Origin of the sequence: Pediococcus pentosaceus, from assembly GCF_001437285.1 — a bacterium.
Lineage (GTDB): Bacteria > Bacillota > Bacilli > Lactobacillales > Lactobacillaceae > Pediococcus > Pediococcus pentosaceus.
The window spans coordinates 183,293-200,104 of sequence record NZ_JQBF01000004.1 but is presented as its reverse complement, the minus strand read 5'-3'; the positions used below and the strand labels follow the sequence as shown (position 1 = coordinate 200,104).

The window sequence follows — 16,812 nt, the reverse complement described above, 5'->3', positions numbered from 1 at the left end:
TTTTAACATTAACGATATTATTAATGTCATTAGTCGGCGTGGGTCAAGTGCATGCTGAAGACCTAACTTATACTCAAAATTTTCAAAATGATACAACAACTTTATCTGGTAAATCAACAGCAACTAGCATGTACTTTACCAAGATGGATTATTGGAACGTCAAAAAAGCTACCTTTAATTTTAATTATCAAGTTTCGCAGTTAGCTGATAAAACAACGTCTGATATTACGTTATCAATGAACGGCGTTAAGTTCTATTCATTCCGTCCAGAGCATAAGAGTGGTTTCCAGAGTAAAGCTGTTGAGATTCCGCTAGAACTCCTGCAAGGTACTAATAAACTTGAAATTAAAGGACAAATTTTAAATAAAAAAGATGCTAAGAATTATGATTTAGCACAAACTCCAGCTAATTGGCTAACGGTTAAGTCAGGGTCTAATGTGAATTTCAAATATGAACTAAAAGATCCAGAAAACACGCTCCATTCTTTTTATGATCATTTTTCTGGTGAGGATACAGTAACCAACCAACATTCTAAAATTGTAACGCCTGATCAACCGACGAAGGGGGGATTAACAGCTAGTATGACGGCCTTAGCAGGTGAATCACGTGTGATTACTACTGATAATGATCAAATCAATGTTGTTCAAAATACAAATATGGATGCTACTAAAGGTGATTATATTTTGTATGTCGCTAAATATGATAATCTTCCTAAAGCTTTGAAGCAGGAAATTAGCGAAAAAGATGTTGAGAAAAGAGCGGTAATTAAAACTCACTATACTAAAAAAGGTGATTATTTAATTGTAACGGCCAAAACAGATGGCTTATTAAAAAAAGCTGCTCAGTTTTTTGCTAATTCGGAATTAATGCATCAGACAGATAAAAGTAAGGAAATAGTATCTTCCCTAACGAACACTTTTACATCCGAAATCCAAGATGAAGGTAAATATCAATTAACCAACGCCATTGATAAGATTAAGGGAGCGGGACATCGAGAGACTAGTTATTTTGTAACTTTACCTAATGATCGGACAAATGCAGATGGTTCTAAGGTGAGATTACATTTTCGATATAGCAAAAACCTTAACTTCAAACGTTCCTTAGTGACGGTGTACGTTAATGATACAACCTTAGGAAGTAAAAAATTAACCGCTGCTAAAGCTAATGGAGATGAAGTTACTTTGGAGGTTCCTAAAGGGACTTCCTTAGGAAACAGCTTTGAAGTCCGAGTAGCTTTTGATTTGGAAATGAAGGATCAAGAAACTTCAGATAATTCTGAAACCCCTTGGGCAGAAGTAGATACGAATTCTGAAATGAAGGTTAAATCAGAAAAGAGTAACGATTTACTCTTTACCAACTATCCCACAATCTTTATGAAGAACCAAACATATAACAACTTAGCAGTGGTTATACCTAAAAAATTAACTGCGATAGACTTCAAGAGTTTAACAAATATTTTTAACTTGATGGGCGCTTACGCTAAGAGTAATACTGGAAAAATTAAATTTTATACTGAACAGCCTAATCAAGATACAATGATTAATGATAATTTAATTGTACTTGGGACTCCTTCTAATAATGCAATGATTAAATCCTTGAATAAAGATTTGTATTTCAAATATTCTGATGACTATCGAGGGTTTGTTTCTAATGAAAAGCTCAGTATTGAGGAAGATTAAGGTAAGACGATTGGAACAGCGCAACTAATTCGTTCCCCTGAAAATAGTAAAAAAGGCATTTTAGTCCTAACGGGAGCTACTCCGGAAGCCAGTTATCTAGCTTCGACACAGCTTAATTTTAAGAAGAATATCGATCAATTTACAGGCGATGCAATTGTGGTAGATCAAAATAACACCCACTATAGTTACCGCTTCAAGAAAAACAAATACATTGATCGAAACTTAGAACACAAGCGGACCATTAGTAAAAATAGTCAATTAATTATTTATTTGGGAATTGTCTTTTTAGCTTTGATTGTCATCGGTTTTGGAGTTTACTTAGTTTTCAGAAAGCAAGCCATGATGAATGGAGGTCGTAAGAATGCAAAACAAAAATAGCAAAGAGCATTTGTATGAAGATATTGGGCTACTCCTACTTCTATTAATGCTTAGTATTACGGCCGTTTTGATGATGCTTTCTCAAAACATCGTTGTGAATATAATTTATTTAATCATCACCATGGGAATTTTAATTGTAACTTACTTTATGGGAATTATTCCCAGCTTGTTAGCAAATATGGTGTTTATTGCTTTTCAAACCGTAGTTATGTTGTATGAATATTTTGGTTTGAATCACGAAATCCAGTGGTCGCTGCTTTTCTGGCTAATCATGCCGTTATTAATTTCACTGACCATGTACCTTTCAACGCGAAGTCAGATTGCATTGCAAAAGGCGAATAGTGATTTACATGCGGCTTTGGTAGAGCGGGGCGCCTTTGATCAACAAACTAATTTGCGGACGATGGTTGCATATGTGGAAGATGCCGGAGTATTTATTGAAACTAGTCGACGCTTTGAGATTCCCGTATCCACGCTAATTATTAAAATAAGATATTTTAATGATTTACGGAGAATGATGAGTGATCGCCAACTTCAGCTTTTATTACAAATTGCTTCAGAGGTAATCAAAAGTTCGACGCGTGATAATGATATTACCTATATTTTGGAAAATGAAGATCCAACGTGGGCGATTCTTTTGTACACTAATGCTACAGGAGGAAAAATCGCTGGACAACGGGCTAAAGATGCGTTTGAAAAACGGATTAAGGAAAGCCCAGAGTTAGTGAATCTCGCTATTTCAATGGTTGTGGGTGTTTCAGAATGGAACGCAGAGGAAATGAGTAATCCATATGATTTAATGAATGATGGAATTAAAGAAACTCAATATGATGTTTAGAGCAGCATAAAAAAGAACCTTAACTTCAGAAAAAGAAGTTAAGGTTCTTTATTTTTATTAGCAAATTTTATTACCGATATCTTTCATATCTTTAGCGAGTTCGTCCTTAGTTTGGGCATCTGTTGGTTCGTAATTTTGAACAGTAACGGCACCATCTAAGATGCTACTATCATCACTGAGTTTAAGCAGTCCCATTTTATAATCTAATTTTAGCCCATTACCTAAATAATTAGCCTCTTCTTTACCAGTAGTAAGATTAAGATCCGCATCGTTTTCAATTGTATCCGTGTAAGCTTGATCAGGAACAGATGAGATAACTAGTTGGAATTTATTACCAATAGCACATGATCCACCTAATTTTGAAAATTTACTAGAACCATCATCAAGTGCTAAGAAGATATGCTTACCGTCGATATCTTTCTTTAATAAATAATCTTTTGCATTCTCTGTAATATTAATTTTCATAATAAAATTCCTCCTATGCGTAAAACAAACACTGAGCTCCTACGATTTGATATTACCTTAATTTAAAACAGAAGTTAAATATTGTGCTCAGGATTTGGTTCGGTAAATTAAATCAGTTGTTCTAGCTAGCCCTTCAGGCTAAAATGAAGGAAACAAGTTTTGAGGAGGAACCAGATGGAAGTTAGGGCTGTTAATCATATCGCAATTATTTGTACGGACTACGTTTTAGCTAAAGAATTTTATGTTCATAAATTAGGGATGGAAGTAGTTGCAGAAACGGAACGCGTAGATCGAAACGACGTAAAACTAGATTTAAAATATGGAGATTTGATGTTTGAAATTTTTATCAAACCAGACGCTCCTCAGCGGGTTTCATATCCTGAAGCAGCGGGGCTACGCCACATTTCGTTTGCTACGGATAACATCGAAAAAGATGTAGACTATTTACGTTCCGTCGGGATTAAAGTTGAAGATATTCGGCGGGATGAATTGAATCAGCAAAAGATGACGTTTTTCTTCGATCCAGATGGGTTACCTTTAGAATTACATGAATGATACCAAGGCAGAGTTACGATAATTAATTTTATCGTAACTTTTTTGTATGAAAACGTATTTTTACACATGTCTAAATTTAAACTGTTGCAAAAATAAATATGTGGAGATAGAATAGTTTATCGAGAAAAACATTTTTGGAGGGAATAAATGAAATATGATTTGACGAAAAAATCAACCAAAGGAGCGCAAAGAACTTTAAGAGCATTTTCGGATGCGATGTATAAGCTACTAGCGGAAAAATCGTATGACGATATTAGCATTAATGAAATTTGTAAGATTAGTAATTTCCCGCGGGCAACTTTCTATAACTATTTTGAAGATAAAAAAGATTTATTGAATTATTGTTGGTTATTATTCAAAGAAGAAAGCAATATTGAGCAGTATCATGACGTTGCTGACGAAGATCTTCAAGAATATGTATTGGGTCAAATCTTTGAGGCCATGGATCAGCATCGGGAACTATTAACTCAATTAGCAAAGCATAATGCTAATAATAGTTCGATCGTGAGCAGCATTTATGAGTACTTTAAAAACGAGGCTATTACGATTTTAAAGCAACATCTAAAAAATCAAACTTCGAAAGTACCACTAGAATTAGTAGCAGAGCATTATAGTAATACGATTTTGTTGGTACTTAAGTGGATTTTCATCGAGAATCATCCATTGTCTAAGAGAGAAGCGATGGAATATGTTGATGAGTTACTAGGGAAATAAGCATTAAGAGAAGAGTGAATTGATTAATTATAGATAGGAGAGAAGAGTATGAGTAAGTATATCAAACAAAACATTGCCAAGTTTGTGACTTGGATTATCGTTTTGATTTTAGGAATCGTAATGTTACCTAATATTTCTAGCTTAGTAGCTGAAAAAGGTCAAACCAAAATTCCGGATACGGCTAAAAGCCAAGTTGCTAAAACCATCCAAAAAGATTGGGGCCACAAAATTAGCAATACGCGCCAGGTCGTTTTGGTCTTTAATAATGGTGACCAAGCCTTAACCCATAAGCAAAAAGATCGTATCAATGACACTATTGATAAAATCAAAGATAATAAATCTAAGTATGATATTAAAGGAGTTACTGCTCCTAACGATAGTGAGGCAACTAAGAAGCAATTAATTTCAAAAGATAAATCAACCCAGATAGTGCAACTAGATGTAGGTAAGCGGGATTCAGTGCGTAAGATGAATCAAAAGCTGGTTAAAGAAGTTAAGACGAGCGGAGTGAAAACTTACGTAACTGGTAGTGATATCTTAAATGATGATTTCTCGGTAGCCATTGAAGAGGGTCTTAAAAAGACTGAAGTTATTGCCATCGTCTTCATTTTGATTGTGCTAATTCTAGTCTTCCGTTCCCCAATTGTTCCTTTAATTTCTTTAGGAACTGTTGGACTATCTTTCATCGTTGCTTTATCAGCAGTGATGAATTTAGCTAAATATACAGGATTTACGATTTCAAACTTTACCCAAGTTTTCATGGTCGTTGTTATGTTTGGAATCGGGACAGATTACAATATCTTACTCTATAACCAATTCAAGAATGATTTGATTGAGGGGATGGATAAAGAAACTGCCACGAAGCATTCACTTAAGGTGGCAGGAAAAACGATTCTTTATTCAGGAAGTACCGTTCTATTAGGATTCTTGACTTTAGCATTGGCTAAGTTCTCCATTTACCGTTCGGCAACGGGGGTTGGAATTGGGGTTGCTATTTTACTACTAGCATTATTGACCGTTAACCCCTTCTTTATGTCACTACTCGGGAATAAGGTATTCTGGCCTAGTCATAATTCAAAAGAATCAAACCACAGTAAGTTGTGGGATTGGCTTTCAGGACACTCAGCTAAAAATCCATTGATTGCTTTAGGCATCATCGTAATTTTAGCAATTCCAATGCTGTTAACTTATAACAATAAACTTAATTATGATACAGTCGTTGAACTACCAGCTAATTATTCTGCTAAGCAAGGATTTAAGACGGTGCAAAAGCACTTTAGCAAAGGAACGGCGGAACCTACTACCATCTATATCAAGAGCAATCACAAGCTTGATAATGAAAGTGATTTAAGGGTTATTGATAACTTAACCAACCAAATTAAAGGTATTGATGGAATCAAGACGGTTGCATCAGTTACTCAACCAGGTGGCGATAAGTTAGATCAGCTTTATGTTAATGATCAATTGAAGACGTTGACTTCCCAAACAAGCAAGGCTCAAGCGGGCTTAAAAGAACTTCAAAAAGGTTTAACTGGTGGAGATTTTGATGCTAGTCAACTTGAAGATATCGGTGCTAAAGCGACCTTAATTGGGCAAGAGTTGAAGAGTATCCAATCAACTAGTGGTAGCTCTGTAAGTGGTCAACAATTGATGACGGCCTTACAACAAAAGATGGCAGCGGCTGGTCAACCATTATCACAAACACAAATGACGATTCTTTCTGGAGCAGCTAGCCAAGAAATGGCTTCAGTAAGTTCAATGCAAACTCGCCTTCAAGCAATTGCCACTTATACCCAAGCAATCGGTAATGATGCTCAAACTCTTGGAAATGAACTTAAGGGACAACAACAAAAAATGGCAACCGCTGGTGGCAGCGTTGGTAAACTAAATGACGGGCTATCTGAATCCAATGATTACTTGAAAGAACTTCAAGATTCATCTGCATCTAACACATTATTTGTGCCTAAAGCAGTGTTAGAAAGTGATACATTTAAAGATTCAGAAGATGTCTACTTATCTTCAAATAAAAAGGCCGCTAAGATCACGGTGGTCTTAGATTCAGATCCATTAACTGCTAAGTCGATTAAAAAAGTTGAAAGTCTGCAAACGATGATTAACAACAATATCAAGGGAACTTCATTGAAGAAAGCTTCCGTTTCGATTGGCGGTCAGACTTCTGAAACTTCTGATACATCAAGTATTGCTAATCAAGATTTCTTACGTAGTGCAGTAATTATGTTAGTTGGCATTACGCTTGCATTGATGTTAGTAACGCGCTCTATCTTACAACCGTTCTATATCATTGCTTCATTGCTACTAGCATACGTAGGTGGACTAGGAATTACACGCTTTATTAGTAGTACATTCCTTGGGGAAAATCTATTAGGATGGAATGTACCTTTCTTCACCTTTGTAATGTTGGTTGCCCTTGGAGTAGATTACAGTATCTTCTTAATGATGAAGTACCGTGAATTTGGTAACGAGGATGCTGGAGATCGAATTGTTAAATCAGCAGGAATTATTGGAACCGTGGTAATTTCAGCTGCAATTATCCTAGGGGGAACATTTGCTGCCTTAATTCCAGCAGGAGTTCTGACCTTGACACAAGTTGCTGTTGGGGTAATTAGTGGTCTGGTTATACTAGTCTTCTTAATTCCAGCAATGAATAGTAGTTTAATTCGTTTAACTTATCCAAGAAAAAATTAATCATAAAGTCGTAACTCAATTTGGGGTTACGGCTTTTTATTTGCTTACGATTAATAACTCGTTTATTCTGGGGGTATAAATAATTAGGTGAGGTGATGTTTCATGAAGATTGGGATTATTGCGGCAAGTGGCAAAGCCGGCGCATTGATTACTAAAGAAGCAGTTCAGCGTGGGCACGAAGTGACCGCCATTGTCCGTCATCCAGACCGAGTTAAAATGGATGTTTCAATTTTACAAAAAGATCTATTTGATTTGACTACAACTGATTTAGAAAATTTCGATGTAGTAGTTGATGCATTTAGAGCGGCCGAAGGAAAAGAAGAACAATTTTTGACATCAATTGAGCACTTAGTAAAAATTTTGACAGGAACGTCAGTTAAATTATTTGTAGTGGGTGGGGCAGGAAGCCTATACGTCGATGATCATATTACCCATCTTTATGAAACTCCGACATTTCCAGAAGTGTTTAAGCCCACTTCAATCATGATGGGAAGAGGACTAGAAGTTTTAGAGAATCAGAATGGATTGAATTGGACTTATATTAGTCCGGCGGCTGATTTTAAAGCTGATGGTCCCAAGAAGGGACATTACGTTTTAGGAAATGAAATGCTAATGAGTGATGCTAACGGTAAAAGTGAAATTAGTTATGCGGATTATGCGATTGCTATGTTAGATGAAATTGAAACTGGAGAACATAACTGTGAACATTTAAGTGTAGTTTGGTAAAAAAAGATGGAATCATGCCCGATTTTAAACGAGGTATGATTCCATCTTTTTAATTGTTTTCTGAAATTTTAAATCTTTTTGCTAATATCGTATTCGATGCTGTTTTCAGTTTTTTCGGGATGACGATCCTTAACGTAGAAAATAGCGTACTCCTCATTTTTACTAGGATTATTAACAATTACTAGATCATCGTCTTGACGTTGCTTTTGTTTGTATAGATGTCCCTTACGAACAGCTTCATTATAATCATGGAAGTTACCAATTGAATCTCCGGGATTAAATAAAATGGTTTCACTCATTAAGTCCACCTCCTTGTTGTGCTACCTTAACTATAGCGGATGTTAACGCTATCAACAACCGAAATGGACTCTAATTTAAGAATTTAATATATCCAAAATTTCTTTTTTATAGTGAATGAAATCGGCAGTTAATTCAAAATCGGCCTGTTTACGTTTGGCAGACGTAATTTTAATTTCATGGCTGATGGTAGCTGGTTTACCACTCAGGATATAAATACGATCAGATAAAGTAATGGCTTCATCAACGCTATGGGTAATTAGTAAGGTTGAATTCTGCATTTGACGACTAATATCGGTGTACCACTGATAAATTCCACGTTTGGTTAATTCATCTAGCGCACTAAAAGGTTCGTCTAAAAGGGTTAAGTCCTTAGTTGAAAGGAAAGTTCTTAGCAAGGCTGCACGTTGTTTCATTCCACCAGAAAGTTCATGGGGGTATTTATTTTCATAACCCGTTAAGCCAAAGAATTCAAAAAGTGGTTCGGCACGGGCAATGGCTGCGCTTTTTTTAACCCCTTTGACTAAATCAGGCAAGATTACATTATTCATAATCGTTCGAAAGGGGAGGAGCAAGTCTTTTTGCAGCATGTAGCCTAGGTGTCCAGCTTGTCCAGTAATATCTTCATCGTTAAAGACGATATTGCCAGACTTGGGTTGATTAATACCAGCTATGATGTTAAATAGGGTGGTTTTACCAATCCCACTGACCCCGAGAATTGATACAATTTCGTTTGGTTTTACTGATAAAGAAACATCATGGAGAATTTCCTTGTCACCGAAACTTTGGTTAATATGTTGTACAAGTAATTCTGTCATTGTAATTATTCCTCGATAAGTTACTGTTTTGGTAAGTATTGATTAGTGAAGCCTTGATTTTTAGCGAGTTTTTGTTCAACAAGTTTATGATCATTAAGCCACTTGTAAAAGTTATTCCAGCGCATAGCGTCAATTTTTCCAAATTGGCCGTCTTTAGTTAAGTAGTATTTAGATAAGTAATTTTGACTCTTGTAAATTAACTTCTGATTACTCTTAAGTTCTGGAACGGCCTTCATTAATAAATCAGCAGAAGCTTTAGGATTTTTAGCGGCATATTGATAACCTTCGGTGGCTGCAGCCATGAATGCTTTAGCAGCCTTTGGATTTTGCTTCAAGAAACTATTGTTCCCAATAATGAGCGGGGTGTAGTAATCAAACACAGGATTAATAGATCTAAAACTAAAGTAATTAACTGGATAGTTTTTAATTTCGGCGTTAATACCTGCCCAGCCGTAGAAAATCCAGATTGCATCAGCAGCCTTGGATTTGAGACCAGCGACTTCATCAGTAATATTGTTAGGGACCGTTTTTACCTTAGAAAAATCACCACCATCATCTTTAACCACTTGTTTGATGGTTGCTAGTTCTGTAGGAGTATTCCAGGTTGCATAGCGATAGCCTTGCATTTTTTTAGGGCTAGTGATTCCATCAGCCTTACGCGACATAATTCCTGAAGTATTATGTTGAAGAATTGCTCCCATGGCAGTGAGGGGAAGGGGATTCTTTTTGCCAATTGCACTAGCTAAAGAATCTTGACCAGAAATCCCAATTTGAGCTTTGCCACTAGCTACGATTTGTTCGGCACTATCTTTAGAAGGCTGAACAAACTTTACTTTTAGATGATGTTTTTTGAAGTAGCCTTTTTCTTGGGCAACATAGAGGCCTGTATGGTTAGTATTGGGCGTCCAATCTAAGGCAACCGTAATGGTTTGAGTTTTAGCCGCTGAATTTGATTTTCCACAGGCAGTGAGTAATAGCGTAAAAATAGGTAAAAGGACGATTAGACTAAAAATTTTTTTATGCTTGAGCATGATTAGTTCTCCTCCATGGGGTAATAAGATACTGAATCCAGTTAACAAGTAAAATTAAGGCCAAACTTAAAATTGAAATTAAAAAGATTACCGCAAACATTTTGTCGTAAGCATAGGCCTTCATGACACGGGTCATGTAAACCCCTAAACCATTGAAACCGCCGACCCATTCTGAAACTACGGCGCCTACTAATGAATATGAAACGGAAATTTTTAAGCTAGCAAAAAATGAATCAATTGCATCGGGAAACTTGATGTAAAAATAAATTTTAGGTGTATTAGCCCCTAAAGTACGCATCAAGGTAATGAGATCTTTATCAGTTGAACGAAAAGCATCTAGCATGCCGACTGCAATTGGGAAGAAAGTAGTAGCAACTACTAAAACTACTTTTGGCAAAATGCCATAACCGAACCAAAGGATTAATAAAGGTGCAATCGCGACGGTGGGGATGGTTTGAGTAATCACTAGCAACGGGTAAAGCGCTTTATAAATGGGATGGAATAAATCCATGATTAAGGCTAATCCAACCCCTAAAAGCACTCCAAAGCATAGTCCCCAAAATGCTTCGATCAGAGTAACTAATGAGTTTGAAAATAAGGCGGAATAGTCACTTTTAAAAACTTCTAAAACCGAAAGTGGGGATGGTAACAGGAATTCAGGGATAATCTGGAAGAAACTAATTGCTTGCCAAATGGCTAAGATTAATAAAACAGCTACGATAGGTAGAAAATTAATGCTGGTATTTGTCAGTTTTTTCATGAATGCCAAGAACCTGTCCTTCTGGTTTGTAATTAATCTTTACATAAGACATTACTTGCGGAGCGCCAGCGTCAGCAGTTATTTTAGTAATATTCTTAACGATTTCCATCAATTGATCATAGTCGCCCTCAAGGGTGGTTTCAAAAGCACCTACTTGATAATTAACACCGGTAGATTTTATATATTTGATAGCTTGGTCGACGGCGGCGACTAGCTTCTTTTCGTCTTCCATTATAGGAAGGACTTGAATTGCGACACTTGTGTTCATAAATAAATTCCTCCATTTTTAAAATTTAGGTACAAAAAAAGCCGGCTTAAAAAGCCAGCTTCAATGCATCTTGTGTTAGAAAATAATCATTCTAATATTACAATTGAGTCTTCCTGCGCTGGCATTATCCATATCAGGTTCGAGGGTCAAAAACCATTTAGTTTTAATCTCAGCCAGGTAAAGCCCAGCACCCCTGTTACAAAATCAGTATATCTTAAATTCTAAATAAGTAAAGAGAAAGTTATTTTTAATTTTTTAGGATAAATCCTTGCATTTTGGTTTAGACCATTTTATAATTGGACTATACCAAAAACGAAAAAGGAGATTTGATCATGAAGGTTATTATTGTTAAAGATAACGTAGAAGGCGGAAAAGAAGGATACAAACTATTTGCTGATGCAAAGAAAAATGGAGCAACAACATTTGGGTTAGCTACTGGTAGTACACCGATTACCACTTATCAAGAAATTATTAAGAGTGATCTAGATTTTACGGACTCAATCTCAATCAATTTAGATGAATATGTTGGTTTGCCAGAAGATAGTGACCAAAGTTATGATTACTTTATGCACGAAAACCTCTTCAATGCTAAACCATTCAAGCACTCATACTTACCAAATGGTCGTGCAGCAGATCTTGAAGCCGAAGCCAAGCACTATGACCAAATTATCGAAGATAACCCAATTGATTTACAAATCCTTGGTATCGGACGTAATGGTCACATTGGTTTTAACGAACCAGGTACACCTGCAGACAGTACAACTCACAAAGTGTCACTAACTCAATCAACAATTGATGCTAACGCTCGTTTCTTCGAACATGAAGAAGACGTTCCACGTTATGCTATTTCAATGGGACTTGCTTCAATTATGAAGAGTAAGCATATTTTGATCGAAGCTTACGGCGAAGACAAAGCTGATGCAATCAAAGGTATGATCGAAGGTCCTGTCACAACTGACTTACCAGCTAGTGTTCTTCAAAACCATGATAACGTTACTGTTATTATTGATGAAGCAGCTGCTAGCAAGCTTTCAAACAAATAATTTAAAATATTCAGCCTAACATAAAGTCTTTGTGTTAGGCTTTTTTTATTGCAGTCAAAATGTAAAATTTGTCGATAGTTGAAAACGTTTACGCAAAGAGATATTATGAAATAGTATGTTGGTGGGATAATTGAAGCTAAAACGTCACGCTTAAAAAAAGTTTTTACGACATTTTAAAACCAAAATACATTGAAATATCAATAAATAATAATATTTAAAAATTCTAACGATGAATTTTACAAGCTTACAAACGGATAATACGTTACAATAAGCTATTATTATGAGAGAAGGGGCTATTTAAGTTGGAAAAGACAATTGCAATCAATGCGGGAAGCTCAACCCTTAAGTTTAAATTATTTGAAATGCCGGAAGAAAGGGTTATTTCATCAGGAACTGTCGATCGGATCGGTATTCCAGGATCAAACTTCACGATTAAGACCACTGATGGTAAAAAAGTTGAAATTGACCAACCAATTAAAAATCATGAAGAAGCAGTTAATTTACTCTTAAAAGAGCTATTAAAATTAGACATTATTAAGGATTACAGTGAAATTACCGGTGTAGGACACCGAGTAGTTGCGGGTGGAGAAATTTTCCAAGATTCTGCTTTAATTGATGACAAAGTCTTAAAGCAAATTGAAGACTTAAAAGAATATGCGCCTTTGCATAATCCAGCCAACGCAACAGGAATTCGTGCTTTCAAGAAGGTTTTACCAGATATCACTAGTGTGGCAGTTTTTGATACATCTTTCCATGAAACGCTACCTGAAAAAAATTATCTTTACAGTATTCCTTATGAATACTATGAAAAATATGGGGCTCGTAAATACGGTGCTCATGGTACTAGTCATCAATATGTAGCAGATCGTGCGGCTAAGATGATGGGCAAGCCATTAGAAGAACTAAAAATTATCACCTTACATTTAGGGGCTGGTAGTTCAATTACAGCTATCAAGGATGGAAAATCATTTGATACATCAATGGGCTTTACACCTCTAGCAGGGATTACTATGGCAACCCGTTCTGGTGATATTGATGCCTCTTTAGTAGTTTACTTAATGCAAAAACTTAATATTACTAATCCGGAAGACATCTTAACTATTTTGAATAAGAAGTCTGGTTTGCTAGGACTATCAGGAATGTCACCTGATTTGCGTGATATAATTGATGCCGCTGAAAAAGGTGAACATCGTGCACAAATGGCCATCGATATTTTTGTTAATAATATTGTGAAATACATTGGTTCCTATGCAACTGAAATGGGTGGTTTAGATGGAATTGTATTTACAGCAGGAATTGGTGAAAATAGTGTTCCAATGCGTGAAAAAATTACTTCTAAATTAGGAATTTTCAATGTTAAACTTGACCAAGCGCTTAATGAAAAACGTGGAGAACGTTTCATTAGTGCGGAAGACTCGGCTGTCCAAGTCATGGTAATTCCAACTGATGAAGAATTAGCGATTGCTCGCGATGTTGAAAAGTTTAAGAAAATGGGGGACTAACTCATGGATTTATTTGAAGGTTTGAAGTCAAAAATTAAGGGCCAAAATAGAACAGTTGTATTTCCCGAAGGTGAAGATGTTCGAGTTTTAGCTGCCGCTATTCGATTAGCTGATGATGGCTTAGTTCAATCAATCTTACTCGGAGTGGAAGCTGATATTAAAGCTACTGCTGAAAAGCATGGATTAAACCTTGAAAATGTGCAAATTATTGATCCGAGCCAATATCCGGAAGCCGATCAAAAGGAAATGATTGATAAGTTAGTTGAACGTCGTAAGGGTAAAAATACCGAAGAACAGGTTATCGAAATGCTCAAAGATGTAAATTACTTCGGAACTATGCTAGTTTACTTAGGCAAGGCGGATGCCATGGTATCTGGAGCAGTTCATGCTACTGGTGATACAGTTCGCCCCGCTCTTCAAATTATCAAGACTAAACCAGGAATGCGTCGAATTAGTGGAGCATTTATCATGCAACGCGAAAATGAACGCTATGTCTTTGGGGATGCAGCTATTAATATTGATCCCGATGCAGAAACATTGGCTGAAATTGCGATTCAAAGTGCAGAAACTGCTCGCCTATTTGACATCGACCCTAAGGTTGCAATGTTAAGCTTTTCAACTAAAGGCTCAGCGGCTGGACCAATGGTAGATAAAGTTCGCGAAGCTACTAAGGTTGCCCAAGAACGTGATCCAAAGACCCCATATGATGGTGAACTTCAGTTTGATGCAGCCTTTGTTCCAGCTGTTGGAGCAAGTAAGGCTCCAGATTCGGAAATTGCAGGACATGCGAACGTTTTTATCTTCCCTGAACTTCAGTCTGGAAACATTGGTTATAAGATTGCTCAACGTCTAGGCGGTTTTGAAGCAATTGGCCCAATCTTGCAAGGACTTAATGCACCGGTTTCCGATTTATCTCGTGGAGCTAGTGAAGAAGATGTCTATAAAGTAGCAATTATTACCGCAGCTCAAGTTTAGAAAATAAAAATAGGAATCGGAATTTTTCCGACTCCTATTTTTTTTGTGCACATTCAGGGCAATACCCTTCGACTTCAATATGATTGGCAATAATGTCGTATCCAGTTTTTTTAGCAGCAATGCGGTCGATTTTAGCTAAATCAGATGCGTATTCAGGATAATCAACATCAATGATTTTTCCACAGTTAACGCAAATTACGTGGAAATGAGGATGGCCATAGTAGTCGTAATGAATTCCATCTTCACTACTAGTTAATTCAATGACTAGACCTTGATCTACCAGAAGTTTAAGTGAATTATATACAGTGGCTAAACTTAAGCTAGGTTCTTTGGCGTTGACCGCTTTAAAAATAGTTTCCACAGTTGGATGATTTCTTTTTTCAATCAAATATTCCAGTACTAACCGACGTTGAGGAGTAATCCGTATATGATTATCACGTAAATGGTCAATTGCTTCATCAATAGTCTTTTTCATCATCCTATTTCTCCTATGTGTTATTAACTAATTGAAACACTTTTTAAGTTTGGTTTCAATGTGCCACAATCGAATTTGAAAAAAGTTTTCGTTGCGCCTTTACTTTACCTTTTTTAATTAATAAAATTATAATTAAGCTTATTTGAGGAGGGCGTATACATGAATAAGATTCGCCACCAGTTTGATCAATTGGTGCAAGGTGAATATCGTGAGGCCTTCATTCTGATTCTAGGAATGATTGTGATGCTGATTGGAGAGTTTTCAACCGCATTGGCAGTCACTAAAATTGTGGAAGCATTTGGAAATAATGAAGTTGTCGTACAACTGACTAATATTTTACCTTTGGCTTGGTTAGCTTTAATGTATCCATTGGGCCCAGTTTGGTTGCAAAAAAAGTCAGTCGTTCAGTTGTTAAAGTTATCCTTAGCTATTTTTATAATTGGCTCTTTATTAGTAGGGATAGCTTTTAATATGCCTATTTTATTACTGGGCCGGATTATTCAAACCACGGGGTGTGGAATTCTATTACCAATGCTTCCGAGTTTAATTGCGACAATTTTACCAGAAAAAAATGTGGGTTTAACCAAAATGGGAGATGTTATGTTAGGAGTAGCGCTAGTTTTAGCCTTATTTCTAACCGGAATATCCTTTTTATTGGGAAACTGGCAATTAATCAATATTTTCTTAATTGTTTTAAGTCTGATCATTTACCACAATGCGTCAAGTATTAAAATCGATTTAGAAATCAGTACATATAATATTGAACGGGTAAACGTAGTTCTTTCGAGTGGTTTTATGGTCCTAATTGGTTGGATAGTTACTTTGGGAGATCAAATCACGAGTAGCTGGTTTAGCTGGGGCTTATTGGTGATAGGTATTGGTCTAATCGCAACTTATCTGTGGCGTGAATTATCTGTACCCAATCCGTTGATTGATTTTAAAGGATTATTCAATGTTCGATACTTGCGGGCTGTATTACTCCAAGGAATTGGAGATGCTTCCTTAGTAGTGTTAATGATTATCGGGATTTTATATTTGCGTCAAGGATTACATTATTCAGTCATTATTATTGGATTAGCCTTGATGCCATCGATCGTCGTGATGATTTTAATGCATCATGCTACCAAACGATGGTTTAACAAATTCGAATCGGTCAATAACGTCAGAATGGCAATGAGCTTAATGATGGTGGGATGGGGATGTCTATCCTTATTCTCAACTTACTTAAACCTAATTTTATTTATTGTTTTAACTATAATAATTGAAGCTGGGCATGGATTGTTAATGCAGGTGGGTCAAGAACTCAGCCAAAATCAAAAATCGGCACGTTTAAATAACATGGCCGATATTTTTATGGCTCAGTTCAAATTGATGTCCTCAGGCATGATATTGGCAATTTTGTCAGTTGTTTTGCAGAATGTAACCAACAGTCACACTAGTAACGGATTACCAGGTAAATTATCAACCCTCGTGGGATACCGAGCTACTTTTTCACTTTTCTTTGTGATTACAATTTTAGGTTGGATTATCACGATGTTGGCAGGCAGAAACTTAAACTTAAGCAAACATATTGTAAAATAAT

The 16,812-nt window shown here is 36.3% G+C and carries 16 protein-coding genes, 1 pseudogene and 1 riboswitch; of the genes and pseudogenes, 10 read left to right on the top strand and 7 right to left on the bottom strand.

What is annotated here, in order from left to right:
* The first annotated feature begins 23 nt into the window (after window positions 1-23).
* Together IV86_RS05920 and IV86_RS05915 are read left to right on the top strand one after the other, a co-directional pair.
* Window positions 24-2,057, top strand: a pseudogene (locus IV86_RS05920) (cellulose biosynthesis cyclic di-GMP-binding regulatory protein BcsB).
* Window positions 2,041-2,895 carry a GGDEF domain-containing protein gene (locus IV86_RS05915; RefSeq protein ID WP_029257730.1) on the top strand — a complete coding sequence of 285 codons (855 nt, stop codon included), beginning with the start codon at window positions 2,041-2,043 and terminating at the stop codon, window positions 2,893-2,895. Before IV86_RS05920 ends, IV86_RS05915 begins: the two are co-directional and overlap by 17 nt.
* Before the next feature lie 57 nt (window positions 2,896-2,952).
* Here the strand turns inward: IV86_RS05915 and IV86_RS05910 are convergent, their stop codons facing one another.
* Complete coding sequence (locus tag IV86_RS05910) at window positions 2,953-3,360, bottom strand: iron-sulfur cluster biosynthesis family protein (protein WP_002832756.1); 408 nt, start codon at window positions 3,358-3,360, stop codon at window positions 2,953-2,955.
* Between the two features lie 174 nt (window positions 3,361-3,534).
* On the opposite strand from IV86_RS05910, the gene gloA2 reads away from it, so the two are divergent.
* From gloA2 to IV86_RS05890, 4 genes are all read left to right on the top strand, one after another.
* The gene (gloA2, locus tag IV86_RS05905; protein WP_002832757.1) at window positions 3,535-3,915 is read left to right on the top strand and encodes an SMU1112c/YaeR family gloxylase I-like metalloprotein; all 381 of its coding nucleotides are present in this window, start codon (window positions 3,535-3,537) and stop codon (window positions 3,913-3,915) included.
* Between the two features lie 147 nt (window positions 3,916-4,062).
* Window positions 4,063-4,629, top strand: coding sequence for a TetR/AcrR family transcriptional regulator (locus IV86_RS05900; protein WP_029257731.1), 567 nt, complete (start codon window positions 4,063-4,065; stop codon window positions 4,627-4,629).
* Between the two features lie 48 nt (window positions 4,630-4,677).
* A complete protein-coding gene (locus tag IV86_RS05895) occupies window positions 4,678-7,335 on the top strand; it encodes an MMPL family transporter (protein ID WP_029257732.1) in 2,658 nt (885 codons plus the stop codon).
* 102 nt (window positions 7,336-7,437) lie between these two features.
* Entirely contained in the window at window positions 7,438-8,061 is a 624-nt protein-coding gene (locus IV86_RS05890) for an NAD(P)-dependent oxidoreductase (protein ID WP_002832760.1), read from the top strand.
* Window positions 8,062-8,129: 68 nt separating this feature from the next.
* On the opposite strand, the gene IV86_RS05885 is transcribed toward IV86_RS05890, so the two are convergent.
* From IV86_RS05885 to IV86_RS05865, 5 genes are all read right to left on the bottom strand, one after another.
* Window positions 8,130-8,360, bottom strand: a complete 231-nt coding sequence (locus tag IV86_RS05885; protein WP_002832761.1) for a hypothetical protein — start codon at window positions 8,358-8,360, stop codon at window positions 8,130-8,132.
* A 75-nt stretch (window positions 8,361-8,435) separates the two neighbouring features.
* A complete protein-coding gene (locus IV86_RS05880; RefSeq protein ID WP_056979433.1) occupies window positions 8,436-9,176 on the bottom strand; it encodes an ABC transporter ATP-binding protein in 741 nt (246 codons plus the stop codon).
* A 20-nt stretch (window positions 9,177-9,196) separates the two neighbouring features.
* Complete coding sequence (locus IV86_RS05875; protein WP_002832764.1) at window positions 9,197-10,207, bottom strand: ABC transporter substrate-binding protein; 1,011 nt, start codon at window positions 10,205-10,207, stop codon at window positions 9,197-9,199.
* The gene (locus IV86_RS05870; RefSeq protein ID WP_002832766.1) at window positions 10,194-10,967 is read right to left on the bottom strand and encodes an ABC transporter permease; all 774 of its coding nucleotides are present in this window, start codon (window positions 10,965-10,967) and stop codon (window positions 10,194-10,196) included. The genes IV86_RS05875 and IV86_RS05870 overlap by 14 nt, the downstream gene beginning before the upstream one ends.
* Window positions 10,939-11,235: a thiamine-binding protein gene (locus tag IV86_RS05865; protein ID WP_011673017.1), complete on the bottom strand. Its 297-nt coding sequence runs from the start codon at window positions 11,233-11,235 to the stop codon at window positions 10,939-10,941. The genes IV86_RS05870 and IV86_RS05865 overlap by 29 nt, the downstream gene beginning before the upstream one ends.
* A 93-nt stretch (window positions 11,236-11,328) precedes the next feature.
* A riboswitch (TPP riboswitch) is annotated at window positions 11,329-11,440 on the bottom strand.
* Between the two features lie 127 nt (window positions 11,441-11,567).
* On the opposite strand from IV86_RS05865, the gene nagB reads away from it, so the two are divergent.
* From nagB to pta, 3 genes are all read left to right on the top strand, one after another.
* Window positions 11,568-12,278, top strand: a complete 711-nt coding sequence (gene nagB, locus IV86_RS05860) for a glucosamine-6-phosphate deaminase (RefSeq protein WP_002832768.1) — start codon at window positions 11,568-11,570, stop codon at window positions 12,276-12,278.
* Window positions 12,279-12,580: 302 nt separating this feature from the next.
* Entirely contained in the window at window positions 12,581-13,780 is a 1,200-nt protein-coding gene (locus IV86_RS05855) for an acetate/propionate family kinase (RefSeq protein ID WP_002832769.1), read from the top strand.
* Between the two features lie 3 nt (window positions 13,781-13,783).
* Window positions 13,784-14,755, top strand: coding sequence for a phosphate acetyltransferase (gene pta, locus IV86_RS05850; RefSeq protein ID WP_002832770.1), 972 nt, complete (start codon window positions 13,784-13,786; stop codon window positions 14,753-14,755).
* A gap of 34 nt (window positions 14,756-14,789) precedes the next feature.
* Here pta and IV86_RS05845 read toward each other — a convergent pair whose 3' ends face one another.
* Window positions 14,790-15,233 carry a Fur family transcriptional regulator gene (locus IV86_RS05845; RefSeq protein ID WP_002832771.1) on the bottom strand — a complete coding sequence of 148 codons (444 nt, stop codon included), beginning with the start codon at window positions 15,231-15,233 and terminating at the stop codon, window positions 14,790-14,792.
* Window positions 15,234-15,389: 156 nt separating this feature from the next.
* Here IV86_RS05845 and IV86_RS05840 point away from each other — a divergent pair, with 156 nt between their 5' ends.
* Window positions 15,390-16,811: an MFS transporter gene (locus IV86_RS05840; RefSeq protein ID WP_029257733.1), complete on the top strand. Its 1,422-nt coding sequence runs from the start codon at window positions 15,390-15,392 to the stop codon at window positions 16,809-16,811.
* Window position 16,812 lies beyond the last annotated feature (1 nt).

What these genes read in the sequence shown, in the direction of transcription:
- IV86_RS05915 (WP_029257730.1), top strand. Translation starts at nt 2,041, where the DNA reads ATGCAAAACAAAAATAGCAAAGAGCATTTGTATGAAGATATTGGGCTA.
- IV86_RS05910 (WP_002832756.1), bottom strand. Translation starts at nt 3,360, where the DNA reads ATGAAAATTAATATTACAGAGAATGCAAAAGATTATTTATTAAAGAAA.
- gloA2 (WP_002832757.1), top strand. Translation starts at nt 3,535, where the DNA reads ATGGAAGTTAGGGCTGTTAATCATATCGCAATTATTTGTACGGACTAC.
- IV86_RS05900 (WP_029257731.1), top strand. Translation starts at nt 4,063, where the DNA reads ATGAAATATGATTTGACGAAAAAATCAACCAAAGGAGCGCAAAGAACT.
- IV86_RS05895 (WP_029257732.1), top strand. Translation starts at nt 4,678, where the DNA reads ATGAGTAAGTATATCAAACAAAACATTGCCAAGTTTGTGACTTGGATT.
- IV86_RS05890 (WP_002832760.1), top strand. Translation starts at nt 7,438, where the DNA reads ATGAAGATTGGGATTATTGCGGCAAGTGGCAAAGCCGGCGCATTGATT.
- IV86_RS05885 (WP_002832761.1), bottom strand. Translation starts at nt 8,360, where the DNA reads ATGAGTGAAACCATTTTATTTAATCCCGGAGATTCAATTGGTAACTTC.
- IV86_RS05880 (WP_056979433.1), bottom strand. Translation starts at nt 9,176, where the DNA reads ATGACAGAATTACTTGTACAACATATTAACCAAAGTTTCGGTGACAAG.
- IV86_RS05875 (WP_002832764.1), bottom strand. Translation starts at nt 10,207, where the DNA reads ATGCTCAAGCATAAAAAAATTTTTAGTCTAATCGTCCTTTTACCTATT.
- IV86_RS05870 (WP_002832766.1), bottom strand. Translation starts at nt 10,967, where the DNA reads ATGAAAAAACTGACAAATACCAGCATTAATTTTCTACCTATCGTAGCT.
- IV86_RS05865 (WP_011673017.1), bottom strand. Translation starts at nt 11,235, where the DNA reads ATGAACACAAGTGTCGCAATTCAAGTCCTTCCTATAATGGAAGACGAA.
- nagB (WP_002832768.1), top strand. Translation starts at nt 11,568, where the DNA reads ATGAAGGTTATTATTGTTAAAGATAACGTAGAAGGCGGAAAAGAAGGA.
- pta (WP_002832770.1), top strand. Translation starts at nt 13,784, where the DNA reads ATGGATTTATTTGAAGGTTTGAAGTCAAAAATTAAGGGCCAAAATAGA.
- IV86_RS05845 (WP_002832771.1), bottom strand. Translation starts at nt 15,233, where the DNA reads ATGATGAAAAAGACTATTGATGAAGCAATTGACCATTTACGTGATAAT.
- IV86_RS05840 (WP_029257733.1), top strand. Translation starts at nt 15,390, where the DNA reads ATGAATAAGATTCGCCACCAGTTTGATCAATTGGTGCAAGGTGAATAT.